The 24,411-nt window shown below is 49.4% G+C and carries 20 protein-coding genes; 8 read left to right on the forward strand and 12 right to left on the reverse strand.

Annotated features, from left to right (window positions below; genetic code table 11):
- Nucleotides 1-93 precede the first annotated feature (93 nt).
- Together sigC and ON05_RS30005 are read left to right on the forward strand one after the other, a co-directional pair.
- Nucleotides 94-1,365, forward strand: coding sequence for an RNA polymerase sigma factor SigC (gene sigC / locus ON05_RS30000; protein ID WP_010477398.1), 1,272 nt, complete (start codon nucleotides 94-96; stop codon nucleotides 1,363-1,365).
- A gap of 224 nt (nucleotides 1,366-1,589) precedes the next feature.
- Nucleotides 1,590-2,039, forward strand: coding sequence for a Fur family transcriptional regulator (locus tag ON05_RS30005; RefSeq protein ID WP_010477400.1), 450 nt, complete (start codon nucleotides 1,590-1,592; stop codon nucleotides 2,037-2,039).
- Here the strand turns inward: ON05_RS30005 and ON05_RS30010 are convergent.
- The 4 genes from ON05_RS30010 to ON05_RS30025 are packed head-to-tail and all read right to left on the reverse strand — an operon-like array spanning nucleotide 2,015 to nucleotide 8,029.
- Nucleotides 2,015-2,623 (reverse strand): ACP phosphodiesterase, encoded by a 609-nt coding sequence (locus tag ON05_RS30010; protein ID WP_010477402.1) that lies wholly within the window; start codon nucleotides 2,621-2,623, stop codon nucleotides 2,015-2,017. The genes ON05_RS30005 and ON05_RS30010 overlap by 25 nt on opposite strands.
- Nucleotides 2,620-4,347, reverse strand: a complete 1,728-nt coding sequence (locus ON05_RS30015; protein WP_010477404.1) for a solute carrier family 26 protein — start codon at nucleotides 4,345-4,347, stop codon at nucleotides 2,620-2,622. Before ON05_RS30015 ends, ON05_RS30010 begins: the two co-directional genes overlap by 4 nt.
- 59 nt (nucleotides 4,348-4,406) lie before the next feature.
- Nucleotides 4,407-5,468, reverse strand: coding sequence for a hypothetical protein (locus ON05_RS30020; protein WP_010477406.1), 1,062 nt, complete (start codon nucleotides 5,466-5,468; stop codon nucleotides 4,407-4,409).
- Between the two features lie 17 nt (nucleotides 5,469-5,485).
- Complete coding sequence (locus tag ON05_RS30025; RefSeq protein WP_010477408.1) at nucleotides 5,486-8,029, reverse strand: glycogen/starch/alpha-glucan phosphorylase; 2,544 nt, start codon at nucleotides 8,027-8,029, stop codon at nucleotides 5,486-5,488.
- A gap of 500 nt (nucleotides 8,030-8,529) precedes the next feature.
- Between ON05_RS30025 and msrB the strand changes: the two genes are divergently transcribed.
- The 4 genes from msrB (at nucleotide 8,530) to ilvN (ending at nucleotide 11,188) form a co-directional block, all read left to right on the forward strand.
- Nucleotides 8,530-8,925: a peptide-methionine (R)-S-oxide reductase MsrB gene (gene msrB, locus ON05_RS30030; protein WP_010477409.1), complete on the forward strand. Its 396-nt coding sequence runs from the start codon at nucleotides 8,530-8,532 to the stop codon at nucleotides 8,923-8,925.
- Nucleotides 8,926-9,044: 119 nt separating this feature from the next.
- The gene (locus ON05_RS30035; RefSeq protein ID WP_236619079.1) at nucleotides 9,045-9,599 is read left to right on the forward strand and encodes a DUF4333 domain-containing protein; all 555 of its coding nucleotides are present in this window, start codon (nucleotides 9,045-9,047) and stop codon (nucleotides 9,597-9,599) included.
- A 43-nt stretch (nucleotides 9,600-9,642) separates the two neighbouring features.
- The gene (locus ON05_RS30040; protein ID WP_010477413.1) at nucleotides 9,643-10,614 is read left to right on the forward strand and encodes an alpha/beta fold hydrolase; all 972 of its coding nucleotides are present in this window, start codon (nucleotides 9,643-9,645) and stop codon (nucleotides 10,612-10,614) included.
- 55 nt (nucleotides 10,615-10,669) lie between these two features.
- Nucleotides 10,670-11,188 carry an acetolactate synthase small subunit gene (gene ilvN / locus ON05_RS30045; protein ID WP_010477416.1) on the forward strand — a complete coding sequence of 173 codons (519 nt, stop codon included), beginning with the start codon at nucleotides 10,670-10,672 and terminating at the stop codon, nucleotides 11,186-11,188.
- Between the two features lie 42 nt (nucleotides 11,189-11,230).
- Here ilvN and ON05_RS30050 read toward each other — a convergent pair whose 3' ends face one another.
- Nucleotides 11,231-12,163 carry a Ycf66 family protein gene (locus tag ON05_RS30050; protein WP_050857518.1) on the reverse strand — a complete coding sequence of 311 codons (933 nt, stop codon included), beginning with the start codon at nucleotides 12,161-12,163 and terminating at the stop codon, nucleotides 11,231-11,233.
- A gap of 444 nt (nucleotides 12,164-12,607) precedes the next feature.
- Nucleotides 12,608-12,730 carry a photosystem II reaction center X protein gene (locus tag ON05_RS30055; protein WP_010477420.1) on the reverse strand — a complete coding sequence of 41 codons (123 nt, stop codon included), beginning with the start codon at nucleotides 12,728-12,730 and terminating at the stop codon, nucleotides 12,608-12,610.
- 268 nt (nucleotides 12,731-12,998) lie between these two features.
- Here ON05_RS30055 and ON05_RS30060 point away from each other — a divergent pair, with 268 nt between their 5' ends.
- Complete coding sequence (locus ON05_RS30060; RefSeq protein WP_010477422.1) at nucleotides 12,999-13,283, forward strand: YggT family protein; 285 nt, start codon at nucleotides 12,999-13,001, stop codon at nucleotides 13,281-13,283.
- 85 nt (nucleotides 13,284-13,368) lie between these two features.
- Here the strand turns inward: ON05_RS30060 and accC are convergent, their stop codons facing one another.
- From accC to rpmI, 4 genes are all read right to left on the reverse strand, one after another.
- Nucleotides 13,369-14,718, reverse strand: a complete 1,350-nt coding sequence (gene accC, locus ON05_RS30065) for an acetyl-CoA carboxylase biotin carboxylase subunit (protein ID WP_010477424.1) — start codon at nucleotides 14,716-14,718, stop codon at nucleotides 13,369-13,371.
- 276 nt (nucleotides 14,719-14,994) lie between these two features.
- Nucleotides 14,995-16,941: a hypothetical protein gene (locus ON05_RS30070; protein ID WP_010477426.1), complete on the reverse strand. Its 1,947-nt coding sequence runs from the start codon at nucleotides 16,939-16,941 to the stop codon at nucleotides 14,995-14,997.
- Between the two features lie 288 nt (nucleotides 16,942-17,229).
- Nucleotides 17,230-17,580: a 50S ribosomal protein L20 gene (gene rplT, locus ON05_RS30075; RefSeq protein WP_010477428.1), complete on the reverse strand. Its 351-nt coding sequence runs from the start codon at nucleotides 17,578-17,580 to the stop codon at nucleotides 17,230-17,232.
- Between the two features lie 84 nt (nucleotides 17,581-17,664).
- Nucleotides 17,665-17,862: a 50S ribosomal protein L35 gene (gene rpmI, locus ON05_RS30080; protein WP_010477430.1), complete on the reverse strand. Its 198-nt coding sequence runs from the start codon at nucleotides 17,860-17,862 to the stop codon at nucleotides 17,665-17,667.
- Nucleotides 17,863-18,155: 293 nt separating this feature from the next.
- Here rpmI and clpB point away from each other — a divergent pair, with 293 nt between their 5' ends.
- Nucleotides 18,156-20,780, forward strand: coding sequence for an ATP-dependent chaperone ClpB (gene clpB / locus ON05_RS30085; protein ID WP_010477432.1), 2,625 nt, complete (start codon nucleotides 18,156-18,158; stop codon nucleotides 20,778-20,780).
- Between the two features lie 103 nt (nucleotides 20,781-20,883).
- On the opposite strand, the gene ON05_RS30090 is transcribed toward clpB, so the two are convergent.
- Nucleotides 20,884-22,356 carry a NuoM family protein gene (locus tag ON05_RS30090; protein ID WP_012162623.1) on the reverse strand — a complete coding sequence of 491 codons (1,473 nt, stop codon included), beginning with the start codon at nucleotides 22,354-22,356 and terminating at the stop codon, nucleotides 20,884-20,886.
- Nucleotides 22,283-24,298, reverse strand: a complete 2,016-nt coding sequence (gene nuoL / locus ON05_RS30095) for an NADH-quinone oxidoreductase subunit L (protein WP_010477437.1) — start codon at nucleotides 24,296-24,298, stop codon at nucleotides 22,283-22,285. Before nuoL ends, ON05_RS30090 begins: the two co-directional genes overlap by 74 nt.
- Nucleotides 24,299-24,411 lie beyond the last annotated feature (113 nt).

Below are 24,411 nucleotides of genomic sequence, written 5' to 3' on the forward strand. Positions count from 1 at the left end.
ACTAGAACTCTTCATATGCTTGAAAGTCTTATTTTTTGGGAACTATAGAGGAAGGGAGCTGTTTTCGCTTTAACCTGTTAGAGGTGATCTTAGATGTCGGCAATTCCGCAAAAAGCAGAAGTCATTCATGCCGTTTATGACGGTCAAGGGAACAGTCGTGACCTTGATCAAAATTCCAATGAACCTGAGGAAGTAGAGTTTGATCCAAACGCTGATTTAGATGATGATGCTTCCGAAGATCTTGCCGCTCTGAAGATGACTCCCATTTCTGCTGCCAATCGTCGGGGAACGACGGATTTGGTGCGGTTATATTTACAAGAAATTGGCCGAGTCAACCTATTAGAACGGGATGAAGAAGTCGCTGAAGCCCAGAAGGTGCAACGCTATATGCATCTACTGGAAACGCGAGAAGAATTTTTGGACAGTCATCCAGCGATTGCTGAGTATGCCCGTTTAACGGATGTCCGCGATCGGTTGACCGCGATGTTGGGGCATCGTCCTTCCTTTAACCGCTGGGCCAAGGAAGCTGATATTCCAGTCGCAGATCTGAAGCCCCGCCTAGCTGAAGGCAAAACCGCCTGGGCAGAGAAAGCTGAATTATCCAATGCGGAGCTTGACCAAATCGTTAAGCAAGGCATTAAAGCGAAGGAGCATATGATTCAAGCCAATCTGCGCTTGGTCGTCTCGGTCGCGAAGAAATACCAAAACCGAGGTTTAGAACTTCTGGATTTGATTCAAGAAGGAACCTTAGGTTTAGAACGGGCAGTCGAAAAGTTTGATCCCACTAAAGGGTATCGCTTTAGTACCTATGCCTACTGGTGGATTCGCCAAGGGATCACCCGTGCGATCGCAACTCAAAGCCGCACCATCCGCCTCCCGGTCCATATCACTGAGAAGCTGAACAAAATCAAAAAAGCTCAGCGTAAACTGTCCCAAAGCAAAGGCCGCACCGCCAGCATTGAGGACATTGCCCAGGAAATGGATATGACCCCGGAGCAAATTCGGGAACTCTTAGTCCGCGTCCCCCGCTCCGTCTCCCTGGAGATCAAAGTTGGTAAGGACAAAGATACGGAGTTGGGTGACCTGCTAGAAACGGATGATATTTCTCCAGAAGAGCTGATCATGCGAGAGTCCTTACAGCATGAACTCAAGCAGCTCCTCGCCGACCTCACCCCTCGGGAGCGAGATGTGATCACCATGCGATTTGGCCTCAATGATGGCAAAACCCATTCCCTTGCCCAAATTGGTAAGTCCTTAGATTTATCACGAGAGCGGGTTCGCCAAATTGAATCGAAGGCGCTACAAAAGCTTCGACAACCCAAGCGACGCAACCGAATCCGTGACTTTTTAGAGGCCTTTGCCTAACCCTTTCGGCCTTAACAATTGCCAAGATCACCCTAAGGGGATCGCTAAGCGATCCCCTTTCTTGCGTCAAGGGCAAATAGACTGCAATACAGGTCAGCGTATAGAATTACAGACTTCTTCAGGATTCACGCCCTCGCTTTACTTTTCTCAATAGAATCTTCTTGTTGCCAAAGGATCCATCATTCGTTAGACTTTCAATAAGCTCATGTTCTTGAGAAAAGACTATGTACAGTGCTAACTCACTTAAAGCAGAACTCAACGATCGAGGGTGGCGTCTTACACCTCAACGAGAAACGATCCTCAATGTGTTTCAAAACCTGCAAAAGGGAAAACATTTAAGCGCTGAAGATTTATACAATCTCTTGGAAGAACAGGGTGAGCCTATTAGTTTATCCACGATTTATCGAACGGTAAAATTAATGGCTCGCATGGGGATTTTGCGAGAGTTAGAATTCGCTGAAGGTCATAAACACTATGAACTGAATCAGCCCTATCCCTACCATCATCACCACCTGATTTGCGTTAAATGCAACAAAACCATTGAGTTTAAAAGTGACTCTGTTTTGAAGATTGGCTCAAAGACAGCGAAAAAATCAGGCTTCCATTTATTGGACTGTCAACTGTCGATTCATGCCATTTGCCCGCAATGTCAGCGGTCTTTACTGCCCACTTGATCCAGGGTGTGGCAATGCTGAATCATGTCTGGGAAAAATTGTGCAAAGTCCTGGGCAACAGTGGGGTAGTGGGTCAACCAATCTTCAATAGCGGGGCATAGGTTGACGGAACGCTGCCAACGGTGGCTAATTCTGCGAGATAAGCGAGACAAGGTAGTCTCGATGCCCTCAATGGATTGATATTGGGTTAGCCAATCTTCTGCGGCAATCCGATTCAAAAGAATGTGAACATCCGTAGGCAACCAGCCCGTATAGGTTTGGAAAGAACGGTAAATCTCCTGGGTAAACGTCGCCAGGGGCACATCACTATACTCTGGCCACTGGCAAGCCAGATGGTGATCGTAAAAAATATCTACTAATATGCCTGCCATCCGGCGATGCGCGGGACTGATCAGACGTTTGCTATGGCGTACCACCGGATGACGATCCGTAAAACTATCAATCTGTTGGTGGTATTTCATCCCTGCCTGCATCTCCAGAGAGAACTCCTGGCGGGCCGTCCCTTTAATGAAGTCTGCGAGTAAGTTACCTAGCCGATGGTCAACGGTCGGCTGAGCCAGGTAGAGATGGGCTAAAAAGTTCATGTAGATGGTTGATCCAAAGGATTAGCAGACGCTGGATATAGGGTCGTGTAGGCCGAAACTGCCGTGGGTAGCGTGGCAAAAATGTACTCTGGCGGAATGTTTTTCAGAAAAGCGGTGGGCTGCAGCTGACCATAAAGGTCTTGTTTCATCCGGGCAATGCCAAACTGAATGTCTTGCTTAGCGAGTTCTCGGCGCAGCTCTTCCAGCATATCGACCGCCGTAATATCAATATTGATGATGGCTTCCGTGTTGAGGACAAACCAGTGGACAGGGGGTTCTTCAGTTGAGATCGCAGCCAAGACTCGCTGCTTAAAATTTTCGGCATTAGCAAAACAAAGGGGCGCATCATAGCGATAAATCACTAAACCTGGCCAGGTCGCCGTCCCCTCCCAATCGGCAATATCATGGAGGCCAGCCATGCCAGGAACTTTCCCCAACACGGCATCATGGGGGCGGGCAATCCGAGCAAACAGATCAATCACCGACAAGCCCACCGCCACCGCCACCCCTAGTAAAATATCCGTTCCCAACACGCCTAACGTAGTGATGATGGCTAACCCCCACTCCGTTTTTCGAAACCGCCAGAGTCGCTTAAATTCTGCCCATTCAATCAGTCGGGTTGCCGCAAAGATCACAATTGCCCCGAGTGCTGCGGTCGGGAAGAGCGCCAGTACAGGCCGTAGAAGCAGCAAAACAATGACCACCACCCCAAACGCGACCAAGGAAAACACTTGGGTCTTACTCCCCAACGCATCGCCAATCACGGTACGGCTACCACTGCTGCTGATGGGGAAGCCTTGCAGCAACCCCGTGGCCAAATTCGCGATGCCTAAGGCCAACAGTTCTTGATTCCCGTCGATTTGGTAGCCATTACGGTTAGCAAAGGATCGGGCCGTCAATACATTATCCGAATATCCCACCACGGCAATGCCCACTGCTGCCGCGAGCAAAGTAGAAATTTTGTGAAGTGAGAAACGGGGCAGGAGTGGCGTGGGCAAACCCGCTGGGATGGTACCTACCACCTTGACGCCTTGCTGATCGAGCTGAAATACAGCGACCGCTGCCGTTGCCAATAAAACTGCAATCAGCGGCCCCGGCCATTTGGGAAAGCGAATTTGAATCACAAAGAGAAAAAACAAGACAGCGGTTGCCAACACAAAGGTCGGTAGATGCAGCTGATCGAATTGAGTCACAAAGTCTTGCACCTCTCCCACCAAACTCTCAGACTGAATGGGAATACCGCTTACCTTGCCTAGCTGGCCAATGATCATAATCAGGGCGACCCCTGCCATATATCCCACTAAAATGGGCTTCGACAGCAAATCAGCCAGAAAGCCCAGTCGAGCGATATAAGCAATCAAATAAACCAGTCCGACACATAAGGCTAAGACTGCAGCCCAACTCGCCGCCTCATAGGCTCCATCGGCCACTAAAGGCCTAATGGCAACAGCTGTCATCACAGCAGTTGTCGATTCAGGCCCTAAAGAGAGTTGCAGCGAAGATCCGAACATTGCGTAGATCACCATGGCAGGCAAAATAGCCCACAAACCAGCCACAGGCTCCACCCCCGCTAACTCCCCATAGGCCATACATTGAGGAACCAAATACGCCGCGACCGTTATCCCCGCGATGCTATCCTGCCGAAACCACTGCCATTGATAATGGGTCAGCTGCCACCAACCCGGTACCAACGATCGCAGCCCAGACTTACCGTTCTTAGTCACAGTTTATGCTTCTGTTCAGTCTGGATTGATATTAGCTTGAATTGAATACGGCAATGGCCCTAGGCCGTATCCAACCTCCGAGCCGGTTGATAAATATCACCCAAGGTGTGATCTGCATTGACTGTAATCACCAGATCGGCCCCGTGCTCCTGGGTAGTCAAGGGTTTTACAAATAGCTCTGGGTGCAGCGTTTTCCAGAAGTAATCCACAAATTCATCGATTTCCCCATCGCTCATGCCAGCGTTACCAGCTGCGATCGCTTTATGTTCTGCCTCTTTTCGCCACTGTTTACTAAGCTGATAATCCGCTAGATTCAGCACCATCAAGCGGTCAAGACGGTCCCAGAGAGGCAAGTAATCCTGTAAGCGTCGGTTCATATCTATGGCGAACTGGCGATCAGCAGGTGTATCAATCGGTGCAGGGGCCTGTTCCAAGACCTCCGGTGAAATGGGCTGTGCCCCCACAAACCAGCCCTCAAACAGGACAATATCGACAGTCGGCACCGATTCAAACCCACTGCGATCACCCTGGCCGCCAAAGGCCGACTTATCAAACCGAGGAATCTGAAGTTGAGTATTTGCCTCATTGGCTCGCACCTGATCTAGAATTTGAAGACCCAAATCAACATCATGGGTTCCCGGTGGCCCTCGCCATTTCAGTCGAGGATCCTCCTTCTGCAGCTGTTGACGCTCACCATAGGTCTTATAGAGATCATCGATGGACAGGCAGCAGCACGAATAGCCTAGCTGTTCCAGAACGATCTGCAACACCGTGGTCAGGGTCGTTTTTCCAGCCCCCTGCATGCCCAAAATGCCTTGAATCAGTGGGCGATTCAGCTTCCGTCTCGCTTCCGCTATCTGGCAGGCTAGCGGCATCCATACCCGCCAGAGAAGCTGTAGGGGCGAAGTCGAAATTTGGCAGTCTCCACACCAAAACACCTCCACTGGGGGGTAGATTCGGGGGAGGAGCTGGGCGAGCTGATAAATGGTTGTGTCTACTGAGGCTGGGGTTAGGCCAAACGCCGCTGCCCGATCCGGCTCAGACAGCATCCATTGGCCTAATTCAGCCTTTTGAGACTCTGTGAGCACCTGTCCTTGAACCAGCTGTTCTAAACTGTCCATGATTTAGGTGCTGATGCCTAGCACTGGCGCAATTCAACGTTCACAGGTTCAACTTTCCAGATATCTCGACAATAGTCTTCAATCGAGCGATCCGAAGAGAACTTACCCATACGGGCTGCATTTAGAATCGACATGCGAGTCCACTTCGTCTGATCTTTATAGACCGCAGCCACCTGATCTTGACAAGCGATATAGGACGCATAGTCCGCAAAGAGGAAATATTGGTCCTGGTTGAGCAGATCATCAACCAAAGGTCGAAACAGCTCTGCATCTCCCTGGGAAAAGAAACCAGAAGCGATCCGATCAATCGCCAGCTTTAGCTCAGCGTTGGTATGGTAGTAATCCCGAGATCGATAGCCATGGGCTCGCTTGTGATAGACCTCTTCAGTCGTCAAGCCGAATAAGAAAAAGTTTTCTTCACCCACTTCTTCTCGAATTTCCACATTGGCTCCATCTAAGGTGCCAATGGTCAGAGCACCATTTAGGGCAAATTTCATATTGCCTGTGCCTGATGCCTCTTTACCCGCGGTGGAAATCTGCTCCGATAAATCAGCAGCGGGGTAAATTCGCTGGGCCAGTTTGACGTTATAGTCCTTCAAAAAGACCACCTTAAGCCGTCCTCGCACATCCGGATCGCGGTTAACCACATTCCCCACAGAGTTAATAAGCTTGATAATCAGCTTGGCCATAAAATAGCCTGGCGCTGCTTTACCGCCGAAGATAAAGGTGCGAGGCGTAATCTCAATATCTGGATTCTCCTTAATGCGGTTGTAGAGGGTAACGATATGGAGCAGGCTTAAGTGTTGGCGCTTATATTCATGGAAGCGCTTCGCCTGAATATCAAAGAGAGAATCCGGGTCAACGGTGATGCCGTTATTGTTTTGGATATAAGTCGCCAGCTCAGTTTTACTGTGCTGCTTAATCCGCCGCCATTCCACTTGAAAACCAGCGTCATCCACAAACTGCTCTAACTGCTGCAGTTCCTTCAGATTTTTGATCCAAGAATCACCAATTTTGCTCGTAATCAGCTTGCTGAGTTGAGAATTGCTGAGAACCATAAACCGACGGGGGGTCACCCCATTGGTTTTATTGGTGAACTTATGGGGATACATTTCATAGAAATCCCGCAGTACATCTTTTTGCAGCAATTCTGTATGCAGCGCTGCCACCCCGTTAATGGCATGGCTACCGACACAGGCCAGGTGAGCCATGCGCACATACCGTTCCCCACTTTCATCAATCAGAGACATGCGAATCATGCGCTCTTCATCGTCAGGGAACTTAATCCGCACCTCGTCTAAGAAGCGCTGATTAATTTCATAAATCAGTTCTAAGTGACGGGGCAACAGAGACCCAAACAACTCAATGGGCCACCGTTCTAATGCTTCAGGCAAAAGCGTATGGTTCGTATAGGCAAAGGTCTGATGGGTGATAGCCCAGGCTTGCTCCCAGTCCATTTGGTGATGATCGATCAGCAGCCGCATCAGTTCAACCACAGAGATGGCGGGGTGAGTATCATTCAGCTGCACCGCAAATTTCTTGTGGAAATTTTCTAAAGGCAAATTCTGACCATGGAGAATGCGAATCATATCCTGCAATGAACAGGAGACAAAGAAAAACTGCTGGGTGAGACGGAGTTGCTTACCTTGGGATGAATCATCATTGGGATAGAGGACCTTGGAAATATTTTCCGAGATCATCTTTTCGTAAACGGCCCCTAAATAATCCCCTGAGTTAAAGGACGTAAAGTCAAAGGACTCCGGTGCTTCAGCTGTCCACAGACGCAGGGTATTGGCCGTATTGGTCTGGTAGCCCAAAATTGGGGTGTCATAGGGAATCCCTTTGACGACTTGATCCGGCACCCAACGAGACCGATAGTTACCGTGATCGTCTGTGTAATGTTCGGTGTGGCCGCCTAATTTAATCTCTACGGACCATTCTGGACGGGCGATTTCCCAGGGATTGCCAGCGCTTAACCATTTGTCGGTCCGCTCGACTTGCCAGCCATCACGAATATCTTGATCAAAAATGCCAAATTCGTAGCGAATGCCATATCCCAAAGACGGAATATCCAAGGTGGCCAAGGAATCCAAGTAGCAAGCAGCTAAGCGTCCTAGACCACCATTACCTAAGCCTGGCTCTTCTTCTTCCTCTTGCAGCTCATCCAAGCTGAGGCCCAATTCTGCCATGCCTTGCTCAACTTGGTCATAAATACCGAGGTTAATAAGGTTATTGCCCAGATGCGGTCCCATCAGGAACTCTGCAGAGAAATAGGCGACGGTCCGGGACCCGAGTTCGGTATAGGTGGCAGCTGTATTGATCCACCGTTGGAGGAGGCGGTCTCTAACGGTATAGGCCAACGCCATATAGTAGTCATTGGTGGTCGCCAGGGCAGGGAATTTACCCTGGACGTAGAATAGATTATTCAGGAAAGCCCGCTTAAGGGTTTCGCTATCCATGCCGGTGCGATTGCTTAGCTCGCAGCGATCTTGTAGGTCGATAGCGTCGAGGGACAGTTCGCTAGAAGAACCATGAATTTGGGCTGAAGGATTGCTGGTCATTGCATTAAATAAAGAAAGTACCAGGAATAAACGGTCAGCCTCAATCGCACTTGAGAGCTGTGCTCAGATTATTATCATTCAATGTTAATCATGTTTGTGCTGTGCAGCACTAGAAGCCACCCCTTAACTTCATAATTTAGGATTTGCTTTAGATCCCCACCCTTTATCTCCGATCCTGCAGGCCCATGGGCTGCATTTGTTCCCCACGACCTCCCAATGGGGATAGGGAACAGTGAGATCCAATGCATTTACCCTCATCGACCTGTTTAGAGACGAAGGATTCGTTCTAACTCTGAGTCATCCTACCGAGTAGAAAGGGCCAAGGATATCGGTTATCCAACCTCCCTGGGGGGAATCACCCCCAAACAACCCCAAAGATGGAAAAAGTAACGTTAGGATTTAGAGAAGAGACACAAATAGTTCGCTCAATTGTGGCGGCTGTAGATGTTTCTCCTGATATCGCTTAAGCAATATTGCCCTTCTGACTCAACACAAGATTTATGGAAAAAGTACAAAAAACGGAACAGGAATGGGAAGCCCAACTCACTCCAGAACAGTTCCGTGTGACCCGTCACCATGGAACAGAGCGGGCCTTTACTGGGGAATATCATGACCTCAAGGCAGCAGGCACCTACCAATGTGTGTGTTGCGGTACAGAATTATTCACATCCGACACCAAATTTGATTCTGGGACGGGCTGGCCCAGCTTTTGGGCTCCGGCGGATAAAACTCATGTCCAGGAAAAGACGGATCGCAGTTTGTTTATGGTTCGAACTGAGGTACTCTGTGCCGCTTGTGATGCTCATCTAGGCCATGTCTTTAATGATGGTCCAAAACCCACGGGCTTAAGATATTGCATGAACTCTGCTGCCCTCAAGTTTATTCCCCAAAGTTAAGGGGTGAGTCGAACATGGGGTTTTAGATCCCAGGCTGTGCTGTCGCCTAGCCGCTGGCATTTATAAACCCAACAGCCCTCATCGTCTTCTGAAGTCTCATCGTCTTTTGCTAAACGCCCGTGAACAGAAATCGTGGCTTGCAATATTTGCAAGGGTATAGTCTCATCTTCCTCCCCACCATGCTTCTAGCTTGTGCTCCCATCGTGGATGGAGATGAAGTGGGTCGCCGAATTCACAAGGAATTTGAGCGCAAAACTGAAATTGCAGTGCACTCGGTGAAATGTCCCCAAGATATTGAGAGCAAAGTCGGTAAAAGGTTTGTTTGTGAGATCTATGCCCTAGAAGGGAATATTCTCAAAACCCAAGTCACCTTAAAGGATGACCAAGGCGATATTTCATGGTCTGTACAAACGGGCCTAGTGAATTTAGGAGTGATTGAAGAGAATATTGAGAAGACCTTCAAAGATGAGCGTTTAAGCAAAGTCAAAGCCTCTTGTGAGGGCAAGTTCAAAATTGCTCATCAAGGGGACACCTTTGAGTGCGGGGTCCAAGAAGGGAATGACGACCCAGGCAAGGTGATGGTCAAAGTCACGGATGAGCAGGGGAAAGTCAATTTTCAGTTTTTAGATCATTCTGATCCAGCTCCAGACAATGAACCGTCCTCTGCTCCGTAGGGGTATCACTAGAATTGAGTCGACAGTAAGGTAGGCAATCGGATTGAGTACATTCAGAACTTGGCAACAGCAAATCGGCCACCAGCGAGACTGGGCTTGGCGGGGATGGCAAATTCGCTATACCTTTATGCGCGGACAACAGGAGACGACGCAACCCCCCATGTTGCTATTACATGGGTTCGGAGCTTCGATTGGCCATTGGCGCTTCAATATACCGGTGTTTGCCCAAGACCGAACCGTCTATGCGCTCGATTTACTGGGGTTTGGGGCATCCGAGAAAGTCTCTACCGACTATTTGGTGACCCTATGGGTGGAACAGGTTCATGACTTTTGGCAGACCTATATCCGCACCCCAATGGTTTTGGTGGGTAATTCTCTCGGGTCCTTGGTCAGTCTTACGGCCGCAGCGCTATATCCAGAGATGGTGGCGGGATTGGCCATGCTAACCCTGCCGGATACATCGGTGTTGAAAAATCCTTCATGGGTCAAACCTGCGATCGCACCTTTGAAACTCGCCCTCAATCCCATAGCTGCATTTGCCAAAGCCTTGTTCACTGCGCCCCCAATCTTCAACCCGTTTTTTCAATTCATTCGCCAGCCCAAGATTATTCGCTCCTGGGTCAGGAAAGCCTATATCGATACCACGTCCGTTGAGGATGATCTCGTCGATATCCTTTCCAGTCCGGCTTATGATCAGGGGGCCGCAGATGCCCTCCGAGCCATGGTCAACACTATGTCCAAGCCCCAAGTCCCTCAACATTCGGCCAAGGAGATGCTGCCTCAATTAACGATTCCGATTCTGTTGGTGTGGGGGCAGCAAGATGTCATGATCCCACCCAAATTGGGACCGCTCTTTGCCCGCTGCAATCCTCGAATCCAGCTAGTCGAATTAGCCCATGCGGGCCATTGTCCCCATGACGAATGTCCAGACCGACTTAACCCTATTCTTATAGACTGGCTTGCCGCTCACTTCCCTATCCAGCAGCCACAGCCAGAACAGTTGCACTGCGCCTAGATTTGATCGCATAATCAGGCCATTACACCACCCCAAGCTGGGGCTGAATCAAACCATGAAACATACACTGTCCGTCTTAGTTGAAGACGAAGCTGGCGTTCTCACTCGCATCGCCGGACTTTTTGCCCGACGAGGATTTAACATCGAAAGTTTAGCCGTTGGACCTGCCGAGCAAATTGGGGTCTCTCGCATTACGATGGTCGTTCCCGGTGATAATCGCAGCATTGAGCAGCTCACCAAGCAGCTCTATAAGCTAATCAATGTTCTTAAGGTTCAGGATATTACTGAAGTCCCCTGTGTGGAGCGGGAGCTGATGTTGATTAAAGTAAATGCCGCGGCGTCTCTACGCTCTGAGATTGTGGAAATTGTCCAAATCTTTCGTGCCAAAGTGGTGGATGTTTCTGAGGACGCTCTCACCATCGAGGTCTCAGGTGACCCAGGCAAGATGGTGGCAATTGTGCAAATGCTGAATAAGTTTGGCATTCAAGAAATTGCCCGAACTGGCAAGATTGCCTTAACCCGAGAATCACGCGTCAATACTGAATATCTGAAATCTTTAGCAGCCAAGGTTTAGCAACTCAAAGATCTGCCAGCCTCAAAGGATTCAAGAGCAGTCTTAATAACTGCCGTCGTCATTCTCTGGTCCACCTGAACCCGGGCCTGGGTACTTGGGTAAATCCAGAGGCTTATAGTCTACATAATCATCATTGCCGTTCTGGCCGTAAGCATCGTCTGAACCGCTATCGCCAGCAGCATTGGCTGAATAGCCGTTCGCACCTGTGTCATCAGCATCTGTGTTTTTACGTCGACGGTTTCTCATGGCTTTGACCGCTGATGAGTAATCATCGGGAGTATAGTCTTGATCTTCCAGCTCTCCCGTTAATTGCAAAGGACGACGACGGCGAGGTCGCTCTTCTGATGAAGGTTCGGGCGGGGCATAAGACGTTGACGAAGAATAACCTTGGTCATAACCATAGCTAGCCTGATCCTGACCATAGCTATCTTGGGAATAGCTGTTGCTGCCTTGCTCATAGTCATCATAGGCAGCAGCCCGTCGCCTAGACCGCCGGCTGGGCGAATCATCATAGTCATTCCCATAGGCATATTCATCCCGTCTTGACCGACGGTCCCCTTCCCCTCGAATGCGACGAGGTCGAGCAGGCATATCGTCTTCAAACTCCAGTTGAGCTTCAGACCGCATACGGCTAGAGCGCTGAGGGCGTTTAGGGCGATAGTCGTCGTCTCGATCCCGAGGTCCGCCTCGCTCTCGAGGCTGTCTCATGGGGCCATTATTGGGCAGACGGTTCTGGATATTCTCAATCATCAGCGCCACTAACATCCCCACTACAATCATCTGCTGCAGGGACAGGGTAAATTCCATACCCAAGTGGGCCAAGAGGATAACACCCGCTAGTAAGCCGAGAAAGGCATAGACATTATCGGAATCTCGACGGTAGCCCGGCTTGATTTTATCCAAAAAGAATAATGCGATCGCACCGACGATCAAAATAACTCCAACAATAAGTGGAACAGGAGTACCGAAATTCACTTGGGATGTCTCTCTGGGTGACGACTGATAGCCAAGGTCCGCATACTCAATCAGTAATGGAACGAAGGAGAACGGCTAGGTTGGCTGTAGGGAAGCAAATTGTAATTTAACCGATACAACCCCACCTGGATCAAACTCTATGCTAGCGAGTTATGGGTCCAAATGGGATGAGCGGGGTATCTCAGTTTCTTTATACAGTTGAAATCTCACCCAGCAAGTAGGGGGGAAGTGACAAAAAGGAATGATGAGGACGCTGCGGCATATCAACCTATAAAAACGAAGCACGGCTGAACAGTATTTCCAGCCGTGCTTTAAGAAAACATATTTTAAGATATTTTGCCCCAAATGGCATTAATAGTGAAGCTACCAAAACGCTGAGGTGATTATTGCGCTAGAGGTGGACTGAGGTAGCCCACGCTAGAGATCAACAATCACCCTAAAAACCTAGCGTCGTACAATCTTATCTTTTTGGCTAAAGAAGATGAATCCACCGCCGAGTAGACCCAACACGATGGCTCCAAAAAGAATGCTATAAAAGAAACCCTGTAAAGAGGGGGTAATGGTCATTAACATGGAAGTCATATTTTTTTGATATTACGACAGCATCTCTAATCTTAAAGGTTTGTAAGGATATTGAGAAGTCTTCCTTAACGGCAACTTAGACATAGCCCCCATACCAACCTTGTATTCACATCACTTTTTTGCGCCTCGCCAGCTGCATAGTGAGCTGCCCCTCTCCAGCTCAAGTCAGCTTCAAACGACTGCTGCTGCTATGCCAACCCTAGACAACGCGCTACACTGAAACATATCAGGGTACTGGGTTGGACACCATTTTATGACCATAGAGACACTACTTATTTGGGGCCTCAGCTTTTGCCTAGGGCTGTTTATCTTTCTCTTTATTTTCAGAATTATCCTCACTTGGTATCCCCAAGTGGATCTCAATCAGATGCCGATTGCCTTGGCGACCTGGCCAACGGAACCCTTTTTGATCCCCACCCGTAAACTGATTCCACCCATGGGAGGGGTCGATATCACACCTATTATTTGGGTCGGTATCACGAGTCTGCTTCGGGAGGTCCTCCTCGGGCAGCAAGGTCTACTGAGAATGTTGTTCTAGGCTGCTTTTGTCCATCTCACCTTATTGAGGTGGAAGAAAGTCAGAGTCGATGTAAGCAATCCACCTAGCAGCCACATCAAGACCATCATTGCAATCCCATCACTTCTTGAATGAAATTGGTATACACCTCACCTTGAATAAATTCTGGAGTGTCTAGAATTTTTTGATGAAAGCCAATAGTGGTGGGCAATCCAGTAATTGCACATTCTTGCAGGGCGCGTTTCATCCGTGCGATCGCAGTCGGTCGATCTCGTCCCCAAACAATGAGTTTGCCAATCAGCGAATCATAATAAGGGGGAATCTCATAATCCGTATACACATGAGAATCAACCCGCACCCCAGGCCCACCAGGGGGTAGATAGCCATTGATACGTCCTGGGTGGGGGCGGAAATTATGGTCAGGATCTTCGGCATTGATGCGGCACTCGATGGCATGGCCCGTTAGCTTCACCTGATCTTGGGTCACACTTAGTTTTTCACCCTGGGCAATGCGGATCTGCTCCGCAATCAAATCTAAGCCCGTTGTTACTTCCGTCACCGGATGTTCCACCTGGATTCGGGTATTCATCTCCATAAAATAGAACTCTCCTGTCGAAGACAGCAGGAACTCAACGGTGCCGGCACCGACATAGCCAATCGATTGAGCTGCCCGGACAGCGGCGGAACCCATTTTTTCTCTTAGCTCTGGGCTTAGGGCTGGGCTGGGGGATTCTTCCAGTAACTTTTGGTGCCGTCGCTGGATCGAGCAGTCCCGCTCGCCCAAATGAACCACATTGCCATAGCTGTCAGCAAAAATCTGAAATTCAATATGACGAGGGTTTTCGATAAATTTTTCAATATAGACCCCAGGATTACCAAAGGCAGCCTCTGCTTCGCCTTGGGCCGCTAAATAGAGCTTGCCTAAGTTTTCAGGTTCCCGCACTAAGCGCATCCCTCGACCACCGCCCCCGGCCGTGGCTTTGACCATAACCGGATAGCCCATATCATCCGCAATTTTTTTAGCCGTCGCTTCATCCGGTACCAGGCCATCGCTTCCTGGGACGGTAGGAACCCCAGCCTTTTGCATCGTTTCTTTGGCCGTAGACTTATCTCCCATCGCCCTCATGGCTTCGGGGGTAGGACCAATAAAGTGAATCTTATGATCGGCACAGATCTCGGCAAAGCGGGCATTTTCGGCCAGGAAACCATATCCCGGATGAATGGCCGTCGCATTCCGCGTTAAGGCAGCCGAAATAATATTGGGAATATTGAGGTAACTCTTACTGCTGGCGGGTTCTCCAATGCAGACTGCTTCATCTGCCAACTGCACATTGAGAGATTGCTGATCCACGGTGGAATGAACGGCAACAGTGGAAATTCCCATCTCTCCACAGGTTCGGAGTATCCTCAAGGCAATCTCGCCCCGATTCGCAATTAAAATCTTAGAAAAACGCATGTTTTAACAGGAGCGTAACGCTCAATAACCTTCTCGCAATGACCCAGGACGAACCTGCTACACGCCCCAAGTCTGAACCCCTAAGGAGCTGCGTGAAGCGAAATCCCACCACACATTCGTCCAGTAGCGGTAAGCAGTGTCAAAAGTAAAATCCAGAGCTATCGTATCATGCAGATGCAGCCAAGATTCCTCTTGTCATTTTAGGAATGAGGGGTAGGGCAAATACATGAGGATAGCCTTTCCTACCTCAGCCATCAACGTTCATTTAAGTCGCTGCTATTCTGCAGCCGTGGGATCAAGGATGACCGGTCGAGAGAGCTCCGCATCGGGATCCGGGGCATAGGTTTCAGCCGGTGGCGGTGCTGCCGGTGGAGCCTGCTGCTGAACTGGAACGGGTTCCTGTTCATATCGAGGTTCGGGCTCATAGCGGGGTTCAGGCTCATACCGAGGCTCTTCTCGTCGCCGTCGAGACGCATAAATTGCATCCCGTTCAGCAGCCCACGCAGCAATCTTATCCTGCGCCTCGTAATAGAGGGCTCGACCGTACCCAATCTGGGAGGCCGTTGCGATCGCATCAGACAAACGTCCATTTCGCGCTAGGGCATTGGCTTCGCTCAGAATGGGGCGGTCTTCCACGGATTGAATTTCAGCAACCCAGGTATAGATATCGTCTTGGGCTTCTCGATGGAGGGATCGTCCTGATTCAATTTGTTCAGCGGTTTTAATTGCGTCATTGAGCTTGCCAGCCTTAGCAAGCTTACGAGCTTCATCTAGAATCGGCTGATCTTCCACCTTCTCAATAGAGCCTTCCCATTCTTGCATCAGGGTTTGGGCTTCATCCCGTAACGGATTGCCAAACTCTACTTTCCGTGCCTCTACAATGGCCGCTTGGAACCCTGCCGTCGTATTTTGGGTGGCAAATTGACGAGCCCGAGCCAAGACCTGACGATCTTGGAAGGTATTGATCTGTTGATTCCATTGGGCAATCAAGGTTTGGGCCTGAATTCGACCCGGTTTCTCTGTACCAATCAGGGCCGCATGATCCATGGCCAACTGATAGGTATGAACGTTATCAATATTGGCGAAGAATTTCGCCAAATGGAGCTGGCCAGTATTTTGAATTTTTTGTTCCCAGGCTTCAACGCGATCGCGATTTTTTTCAAACAAGTCACTCTTGCGATCAATCTGCTCCGCTAAGGTCCAAGCATGGATATAGCTGTAGAAGTCATCCTCCTCCACTGTTGCTTCAGCCCGACTGAGCTGCACTAATGTCGTTGCGTTCTTAGCCGCTTTAGTATTGGGTGGAATCCGTTGAGCAGCCGCAATGGCTTCTTGGAACTGGCCATACTCTTGGTGCTCTTCTGACAAGTCCAGAAGCTTCTGACTCCACTTTTCAATATTTTGTTGGACTTCTTCTTTAGCAAGGCGCTTGGGATCAATTTTGCTGGCCAGCTGAATCGCTTCCGATAAGTCTTTAGCGCGACCATAGGCAGCGATATCTTGCGCTTTATAAAGATCTTGAAAGGCTTTTTTCTCAATCGCCATATCCCCCAGGATCTTATCGGCTTGATCGGACCAATAGCCATCTCCCAGTTGGACTAGAGACCGAACCTGTAGAGCCGCCTGGGTCCAATCCTGCTTCTTAATGGCTGTTCGAGCATTCTCTAGGGATTCTTCTCCCGCGTCCCAATTCGCTTCCCAACGTTTGATCAGGCGTTTGGACTCAGGTTGAATGCTACTTGCCTCTGGCACTTCTTTCGCCAGACTAATGGCTTCTTTGAGATTACCTTTGGAGATTTCTCGCCGCGCCAACCCTAAAATCGAACGAGACCATTCGTCAGATAGCAGAGATACCCGGGGATAGAGAGGATGTTCCTCATCCCATTTATCCGCAATGGCTAGGGCCGCTTTAATATCTTTAACCGTCCCTTTACGAGCAAGCTTGTCAGCACACTCCAACTGCTCTGCCTCAGAGAGGGTAGCGGCAATCTGCTTGCAATTAGGTGTTGGCGGTAAACTGGATAACCATTGCATGGCAGTCATGCCGGTCACCCAGGACACAACAATGGTGATCAACCAGGGCCACCCTTTAAAGGTCACAATCTTACCCAAGACGTTTTGGACCTTCTGAATTTTGGGGTTTTGTCCAGGGTCAGGCAGCTCAGATCCTTGTCCAGGCTCTAAAGCGGGAGGGTTACTGTCGGCAGGTTGGTTACTCGTCATATCCTAAGGATTAAAGCAGAAAATCACACAAAGACTGGCTCAGTATTATTCACACATCATTTGATGTATCCCGCACATCCTCTGTAAAGAGGTCTAGCGGAAATAAGCCTCATGTAGATAATAGGCTAGAAAACTGAGAATTGACAGTTCATCAAAAATAGCCCATCTCTCCAAGGATTAATAATGGCTGCGGGAACACCTAGGTGATCCAGCGTTTTCCTTGGAGATTGGGCTATAAATATGGGTTGATGCTGTGAGGACCAAGTCGATCGCTCTAAGGACGAAGTGTTAGGCTTTGCCAGCCAGTTCAACGATTTTGCTAAAGCTGTCTGGATCCGTCGCAGCAAGTTGGGCTAGCATTTTGCGGTTGAGCTGAATATCAGCCCGCTTAAGCTGTCCCATAAATTTGCTGTAGCTAACGCCATGTTGACGAGTTGCAGCATTGATACGGGCAATCCACAGACGACGAAAATCTCTTTTACGCTTGCGGCGATCACGATAGGCGTTACGTAAGGCCTTCATCACCTGCTGATTCGCAATTCTAAACAGGCGAGAATGGGAGCCTCGGTAGCCTTTAGCAAGCTTTAATATCTTTTTGCGGCGCTTACGAGCGACGTTACCGCGTTTAACGCGAGTCATGGTCTTGGTCCTTGTTGATGATTTTTTAGGTAGGGAAAACTATTTATATAGGTATAAAGTCAAAGCCTGGCTCGGGTTCTGCCCCTAGGAGTAAGGCATCATGGCTCTAACGTTTTCTGCGTCTTGCTCGCTTACCACACATTTCTTAGAGAGGCGACTCTTACGGTCGGGACCTTTATGCTCTAACAAGTGGTTCTTGTATGCCTTGCGACGCATAAATTTGCCACTTCCGCTTCGTTTAAAGCGTTTGGCAGCGGATCGTCGGGTTTTTAGTTTGGGCATTGTTCGTCTAGAATCGCAGCATCGACACAAACTAGCATCATAGTATATGTGACAACCGATTGCCAATAGCTGTTCAAACTGTCCAAACACATAGTGTGTCACCTGAGTTGGATGGGCAGTCTGAGAGAAGAATCTTAAATTTGGGCCAAGGCTGCTGACTGACTGCAGGACGGCAATACCTATCCCTGAAGGGGGGAAGACCGATCTTAGGCAATGTCCTCTCCTCCCTACAATGGCAGTAGGCACTAGGCCCGCCTAATATTAATCCCCACTGTCCAGGAGGTTCCCCATTCATGCAACCCACAAATCATGATCAATTTACGGAAAAGGCTTGGGCTGCGATTGTACGAACCTCCGATTTGGCAAAAGAGGCCCAGCAGCAGCAGATTGAGAGTGAACATCTGCTGCAAGCCCTGGTTAAAGACGATGGTTTAGCAGGACAAATTTTTACGAAAGCAGGTACCGATGTGCAGCGAGTTCGCGATCGCACCACGGAATTTATTAATCGCCAGGCTAAGTTAACGTCCCCGAGTGAGTCAGTCTACCTAGGACGAAGTCTAGACACCCTCTTTGATCGGGCCGAAAGCTTTCGCCGCTCCCTTGGGGATGACTTCATTTCCATTGAGCACTTGGTCTTGGGCTATATCGAAGATGATCGCTTCGGCCAACCTCTCCTTCAAGGTTTGGGCATCACCGAGCAAATGCTGAAGCAAGCCGTTACAGACATCCGGGGCAGTCATAAAGTCACAGATAAGAATCCAGAAGGCAAGTATGAATCCTTAGAAAAATATGGTCGCGACCTAACAGAACTGGCGCGGGAAGGAAAGTTAGACCCGGTGATTGGCCGAGATGACGAGATTCGACGCACGATTCAAATTCTCTCCCGACGCACCAAGAATAACCCCGTCTTGATTGGGGAACCTGGGGTGGGTAAAACAGCCATTGCCGAAGGGTTAGCCCAGCGGATTGTGGCCCGAGATGTGCCGGAATCCTTGCGCGATCGCAAATTGATTGCCCTAGATATGGGGTCCCTGATTGCTGGGGCCAAATATCGGGGTGAATTCGAGGAACGACTCAAGTCCGTCCTGAAAGAAGTGACGGAGTCAGACGGGTTGATGATCTTATTTATTGATGAGATCCATACCGTCGTTGGCGCAGGGGCCAGTCAAGGTGCCATGGATGCGGGCAATCTTCTCAAACCGATGTTGGCCCGAGGGGAACTGCGCTGTATTGGAGCCACCACCCTCGATGAATACCGCAAATATATTGAAAAAGACGCGGCCCTAGAACGACGGTTCCAGCAGGTGTATATCGACCAGCCCAATATTCAAGACACCGTCTCTATCTTGCGGGGTCTAAAGGAACGCTACGAGGTTCATCACGGGGTCAAGATTTCTGATAATGCTCTGGTTGCTGCCGCTACCCTTTCTACTCGCTATATCAGCGACCGCTTTCTCCCCGACAAGGCCATTGACCTAATGGATGAAGCGGCAGCCAAACTGAAGATGGAGATTACCTCTAAACCGGAAGAGCTAGACGAAATTGATCGCAAAATCCTCCAGCTGGAAATGGAGCGTTTATCCCTAGAAAAGGAAAGCGATCGTGCCTCTCTAGAACGGCTGGAACGGATTGAGCAGGAGATTGCCAATTTACAAGAAGATCAGAAGACCCTAAATGCCCAATGGCAGTCGGAGAAACAGATCATTGATGATATCCAAACCATCAAAGAAGAGATTGACCGGGTCAATATTGAGATTCAGCAAGCCGAGCGTAACTACGACCTCAACCATGCCGCTGAACTCAAATATGGCAAACTTACCAACTTACAGCGGCAGCTAGAATCAGCTGAAACGCAACTGGCCCAGCGCCAAACCAACACCAACTCCCTCCTAAGGGAAGAGGTCACCGACGCTGATATTGCTGAAATCATCTCTAAATGGACGGGGATTCCTGTCAGTAAGCTAGTGGCCTCAGAGATGGAGAAGCTACTGCACCTAGAAGATGAGCTACATCAGCGCGTGATTGGTCAGGAAGAAGCAGTGACGGCCGTGTCTGATGCGATTCAGCGATCGCGAGCCGGTCTCGCAGATCCCAACCGCCCCATTGCCAGCTTTATCTTCTTAGGCCCCACAGGCGTCGGTAAAACAGAGCTGGGTAAGGCTTTAGCTGCCTACCTATTTGATACGGAAGATGCCATGGTCCGCATCGACATGTCGGAATATATGGAGAAGCATACGGTGGCCCGGATGATTGGAGCTCCTCCCGGCTATGTCGGCTATGACGAAGGCGGTCAACTCACCGAAGCCGTGCGTCGTCGTCCCTATGCGGTCATCCTCTTTGATGAAATTGAGAAGGCCCACCCCGATGTCTTCAATATCATGCTGCAAATCCTCGATGATGGCCGGGTGACAGATTCTCAAGGTCGCACCGTCGACTTTAAGAATGCGGTGATTATTATGACCAGTAATATTGGCTCCCAACATATTTTGGATTTGGCGGGAGATGATAGCCGCTACAGCGAAATGCAAAATCGCGTTATGGATGCCATGCGCTCCCACTTCCGACCTGAATTTCTGAACCGGATTGACGAGCTGATTATCTTCCGTAGTCTGCGTAAGGATCAGCTGCGCCGAATTACCCAACTCCAGGTACAACGACTGGCGAAACGACTCAGCGATCGCAAGATGTCTCTCAAACTCTCAGAATCGGCATTAGATTTCCTAGCCGAAGTGGGATACGACCCAGTCTATGGTGCCAGACCCCTGAAGCGGGCCATTCAGCGGGAGCTAGAAACCCAAATTGCCAAGGCCATTTTGCGAGGCGACTTTGGTGAAGGCGACACCATTTTTGCTGATGTCGAGAATGAGCGGTTAATCTTTAAGCGCATGGGGGCAGAAGTCTTGACCACTTCGGGTTAATGCACTATTCACAACCTAGCCATAATCAAGCCCCTTAGAACCATCGTTCTAGGGGGCTTTGAGTGAGGAGTTAATGTGAGTGAGGATTGAAAAGATGAAAAGTCTACATCAAGGTGCCGCCAATGCTAGCTAGCAGATCCTGCAGCGTCGGAATAAAGAAGCTGAGGAGATAGCGAGGATAAATTCCAATGCCTAGGGTGATAATCAGTAGCGGAACAACTGTGACCACCTCACGCATATTGATATCGGGCAAGCTTTCCCACTTGGGATTGGCAGGTCCCAACAGCACTCGGCGCACCATAAACAGGAGATAACAGGCTGCTAAGAGAATGCCCATGCAGGCAAACGCGGTATAGAGCTTGCTGTATTCATAGGAACCCAGCAAGACCAGAAACTCACTGACAAAGCCGCTGAGGCCCGGTAGCCCCAAAGAGGCGAGGGAGAAGAATACCAAAAATCCTGAGTAAACCGGAAGTTGAGCATTCAGCCCACCAAAGGCGTTCATATCGCGGGTATGAGCCCGGTCGTAAATGACGCCGACCAGTAAGAACAAGGCTCCAGTGATCACACCGTGACTAAACATTTGGAGCATGGCACCATTAAAGCCATTGGTGGAGAAAGCTGCTAAGCCCAACAACACGAACCCCATGTGACTGATGCTGGAATAGGCCACCATCTTTTTGAAGTCTGTCTGGGCCAGGGCAATAAACCCACCATAGACAATACCAATGGCTGCTAACACTGCGAGATAAGGACGGAACCAGTTCGCTGCTTCGGGCAAAATAGGGAAGCTAAAGCGAAAGAATCCGTAAGTTCCCATTTTGAGCAACACGCCCGCCAGAATCACGCTGATAGGGGTGGGGGCTTCCACATGGGCATCGGGTAGCCAAGTATGGAAGGGGAAGGTGGGAACTTTGACTGCAAAGCCCACAAAGAGAGCCAAAAAGACAATCTTTTGGAATCCAAAGCTAAAGTCTTGAGCCACCAGTTCCATAATATTGAAGGTGTGGGGAGCGGAATTAAAGTACATCCCCAAAATGCCCACCAACATCAGCAAGCTACCGGCAAAGGTATACAGGAAGAATTTCATCGCTGCATATTCTTTCCTGGGGCCACCCCAAATTCCAATCAAGAAATACATGGGGACGAGAACGACTTCCCAAAAGACATAGAACAAAATCATGTCTAGAGCTAGGAAGGTGCCCATCATGCCTGTCACGAGAAACAGGTAGAGACAGTAGTATTCTTTTTCCCGTTTCTTGATGCTGAAGGAGCCAATACTGGCCAGGGTAGAAATTAAAGCGGTTAACACCACCATCGGAAAGCTAATGCCATCAGTTCCCAGCAGGTAATAAACATTGAGCTGAGGAATCCAGAGGGTCTTTTCGACTAGCTGAAAGCCAGTCTGATTCGGGTCAAATTGGAGGAATGCTGCAAATGTAAGCGCACTCACCACGACCATATTGGCCAAAGATATCCATTTGTAAAGGCTTTCTTGGGCCTTAGGGAGCAAAAGGATTATGACCGCCCCAACGAGCGGGGAAAATATTATCAAGGATAAAAGATGAGATGCCATACAACTCCTCTCTGAGCAAAGGAAGTTCTTGGAAACCTGAGGTTAATTCAACCGACAGGAAGGCCAGAACGCTAACGCAAGTAATCAGTAAATAAAATTGGGTAGAACCCGTTTGGAACAGCTTGAGGATATCGCCGCCAATGACGGTGCCTCGGCCAGTGAGATTAACGAGCCCATCGACAATGTTGCGATCAATCCAAAGCTGGATTTGGCTCATTTTCTGCATGGCAGTTGCTGAACTGTTGACTAAGCCATCAATCACGAGCCGATCAAACCCAAAGAGGAATTCTCCAAAGGCTTGAAAGGGATTGAGGATTAAAACGGAATAGATATCGTCAATCCAGAATTGGTTAATCGATAACAGATAAAGAGGACGGAACGTATTTGCGATCGCAACGGGCCATTGAGGCTTAGCCAGGTAAAGCACTGCAGCTAGACCAATACCCAAAACACCGGCAGCAATCGAAGCTCCCATCACCATCCAGTCAATCGCAGCTGCATGGTGCTCACCGGTCAAGAAGGTTTGGAACCAGTTATTCATAAAGGGGGAGCCCGGAATACCCACAAAGATGGCACCGATGGCGAGACACCAAAGGGGCACGGTCATCAAAGCGGGAGACTCATGGGCATGAATCTCAGGGTTACGAGCTTTGCCAAAGAAGGTCATAAACACCAGGCGGAACATATAGAAGGCGGTCATAAAGGCCGTCAACAACAGCACGCCATAAACCACAAAATGACCTTCTTGATAGGCTTCTAGCAGGATTTCATCCTTAGACCAAAACCCCGATAGCGGCGGCACACCCGCAATCGCCAGGGACGCAATCACAAAGGTGGCTCCCGTATGCTTCATCTTGCCGAACAGGCCGCCTAATTGACGGATATCCTGTTCATGGGCCCCGTGAATAACGCTGCCTGCACCAAGAAAGAGCAAGGCCTTAAAGAATGCATGGGTCATCAGGTGAAAGGTGCCTGCGGTCATACCGCCTAAGCCCATGGCTGTCACCATGTAACCCAACTGGGAAATCGTGGAAAAGGCCAGGACTTTCTTGATATCTGTCGCAGTTAAAGCAATATAGGCCGCCATAAACGCGGTCAAGGTGCCGATCCCCATCACCCAGGGCATCACCATGGGGAAGCTGGTAAATAGCACGAAGGAACGAGCCACCAGATACACCCCTGCCGCCACCATTGTTGCCGCATGAATCAGGGCACTCACTGGCGTCGGACCTTCCATGGCGTCTGGCAACCAGACGTGCAAGGGAAATTGAGCCGACTTACCAACGGTTCCACAGAAAATCAGGGGAGCTGCCAGCCACAGCAACGGAGCACCCGTTTCTACTGCATTGGGCAGATCCACAAAGCTGAGGGTACCGCCAGTCACAAACAGGGTCATAATGCCGAGGAATAAGCCCACATCCCCCACACGGGTGGTTAAAAAGGCTTTCCGAGAGGCATTCGCTGCTGAATCCTTGTGGAAGTAAAAACCAATCAGTAAATAAGAGCAGAGACCCATGACTTCCCAAGCCATAAAGTACTGCACATAGTTATTGGCAATGACCAAGGTGAGCATGGCCGCCATGAACAGGGACACATAGGCAAAAAACCGGTGATAGTATTTCTCACCATGCATATAGCCAATGGAATAGACCTGAATTAGGGTACCAATCACCGTCACCACAAACAGCAAGGTGGCTGAGAGGGGATCCAGTAAATAACCAAAATTGAGGTCGTAATTTCCTAAGGTCAACCACAGCCACTCATGGGAGTACTGGCCACCCTGGGCGACTGCCCAAGCTGCCGGTAAAGCAATGGCCGAAGAGGCAACACTTGTCAGGACTGAAATCCATCCAGAGAAACTACCTAAACGATGACCAAAGAAAAGATTGATTGCAAACGCAATCAGGGGAAATAAGGGTATTAGGTATGCAAAATCAGTCATAGTTTCCCATTTCAAGAGATCGATTAATTTATCCCCACAAACTGTCTTCCTAATTCGGGCGGTAGCGGTTAAACATCAAGCTAAACTGCTCCGTGGAATCGATAGACCATTAA

The sequence above is a fragment of the Acaryochloris sp. CCMEE 5410 genome (assembly GCF_000238775.2).
Lineage (GTDB): Bacteria > Cyanobacteriota > Cyanobacteriia > Thermosynechococcales > Thermosynechococcaceae > Acaryochloris.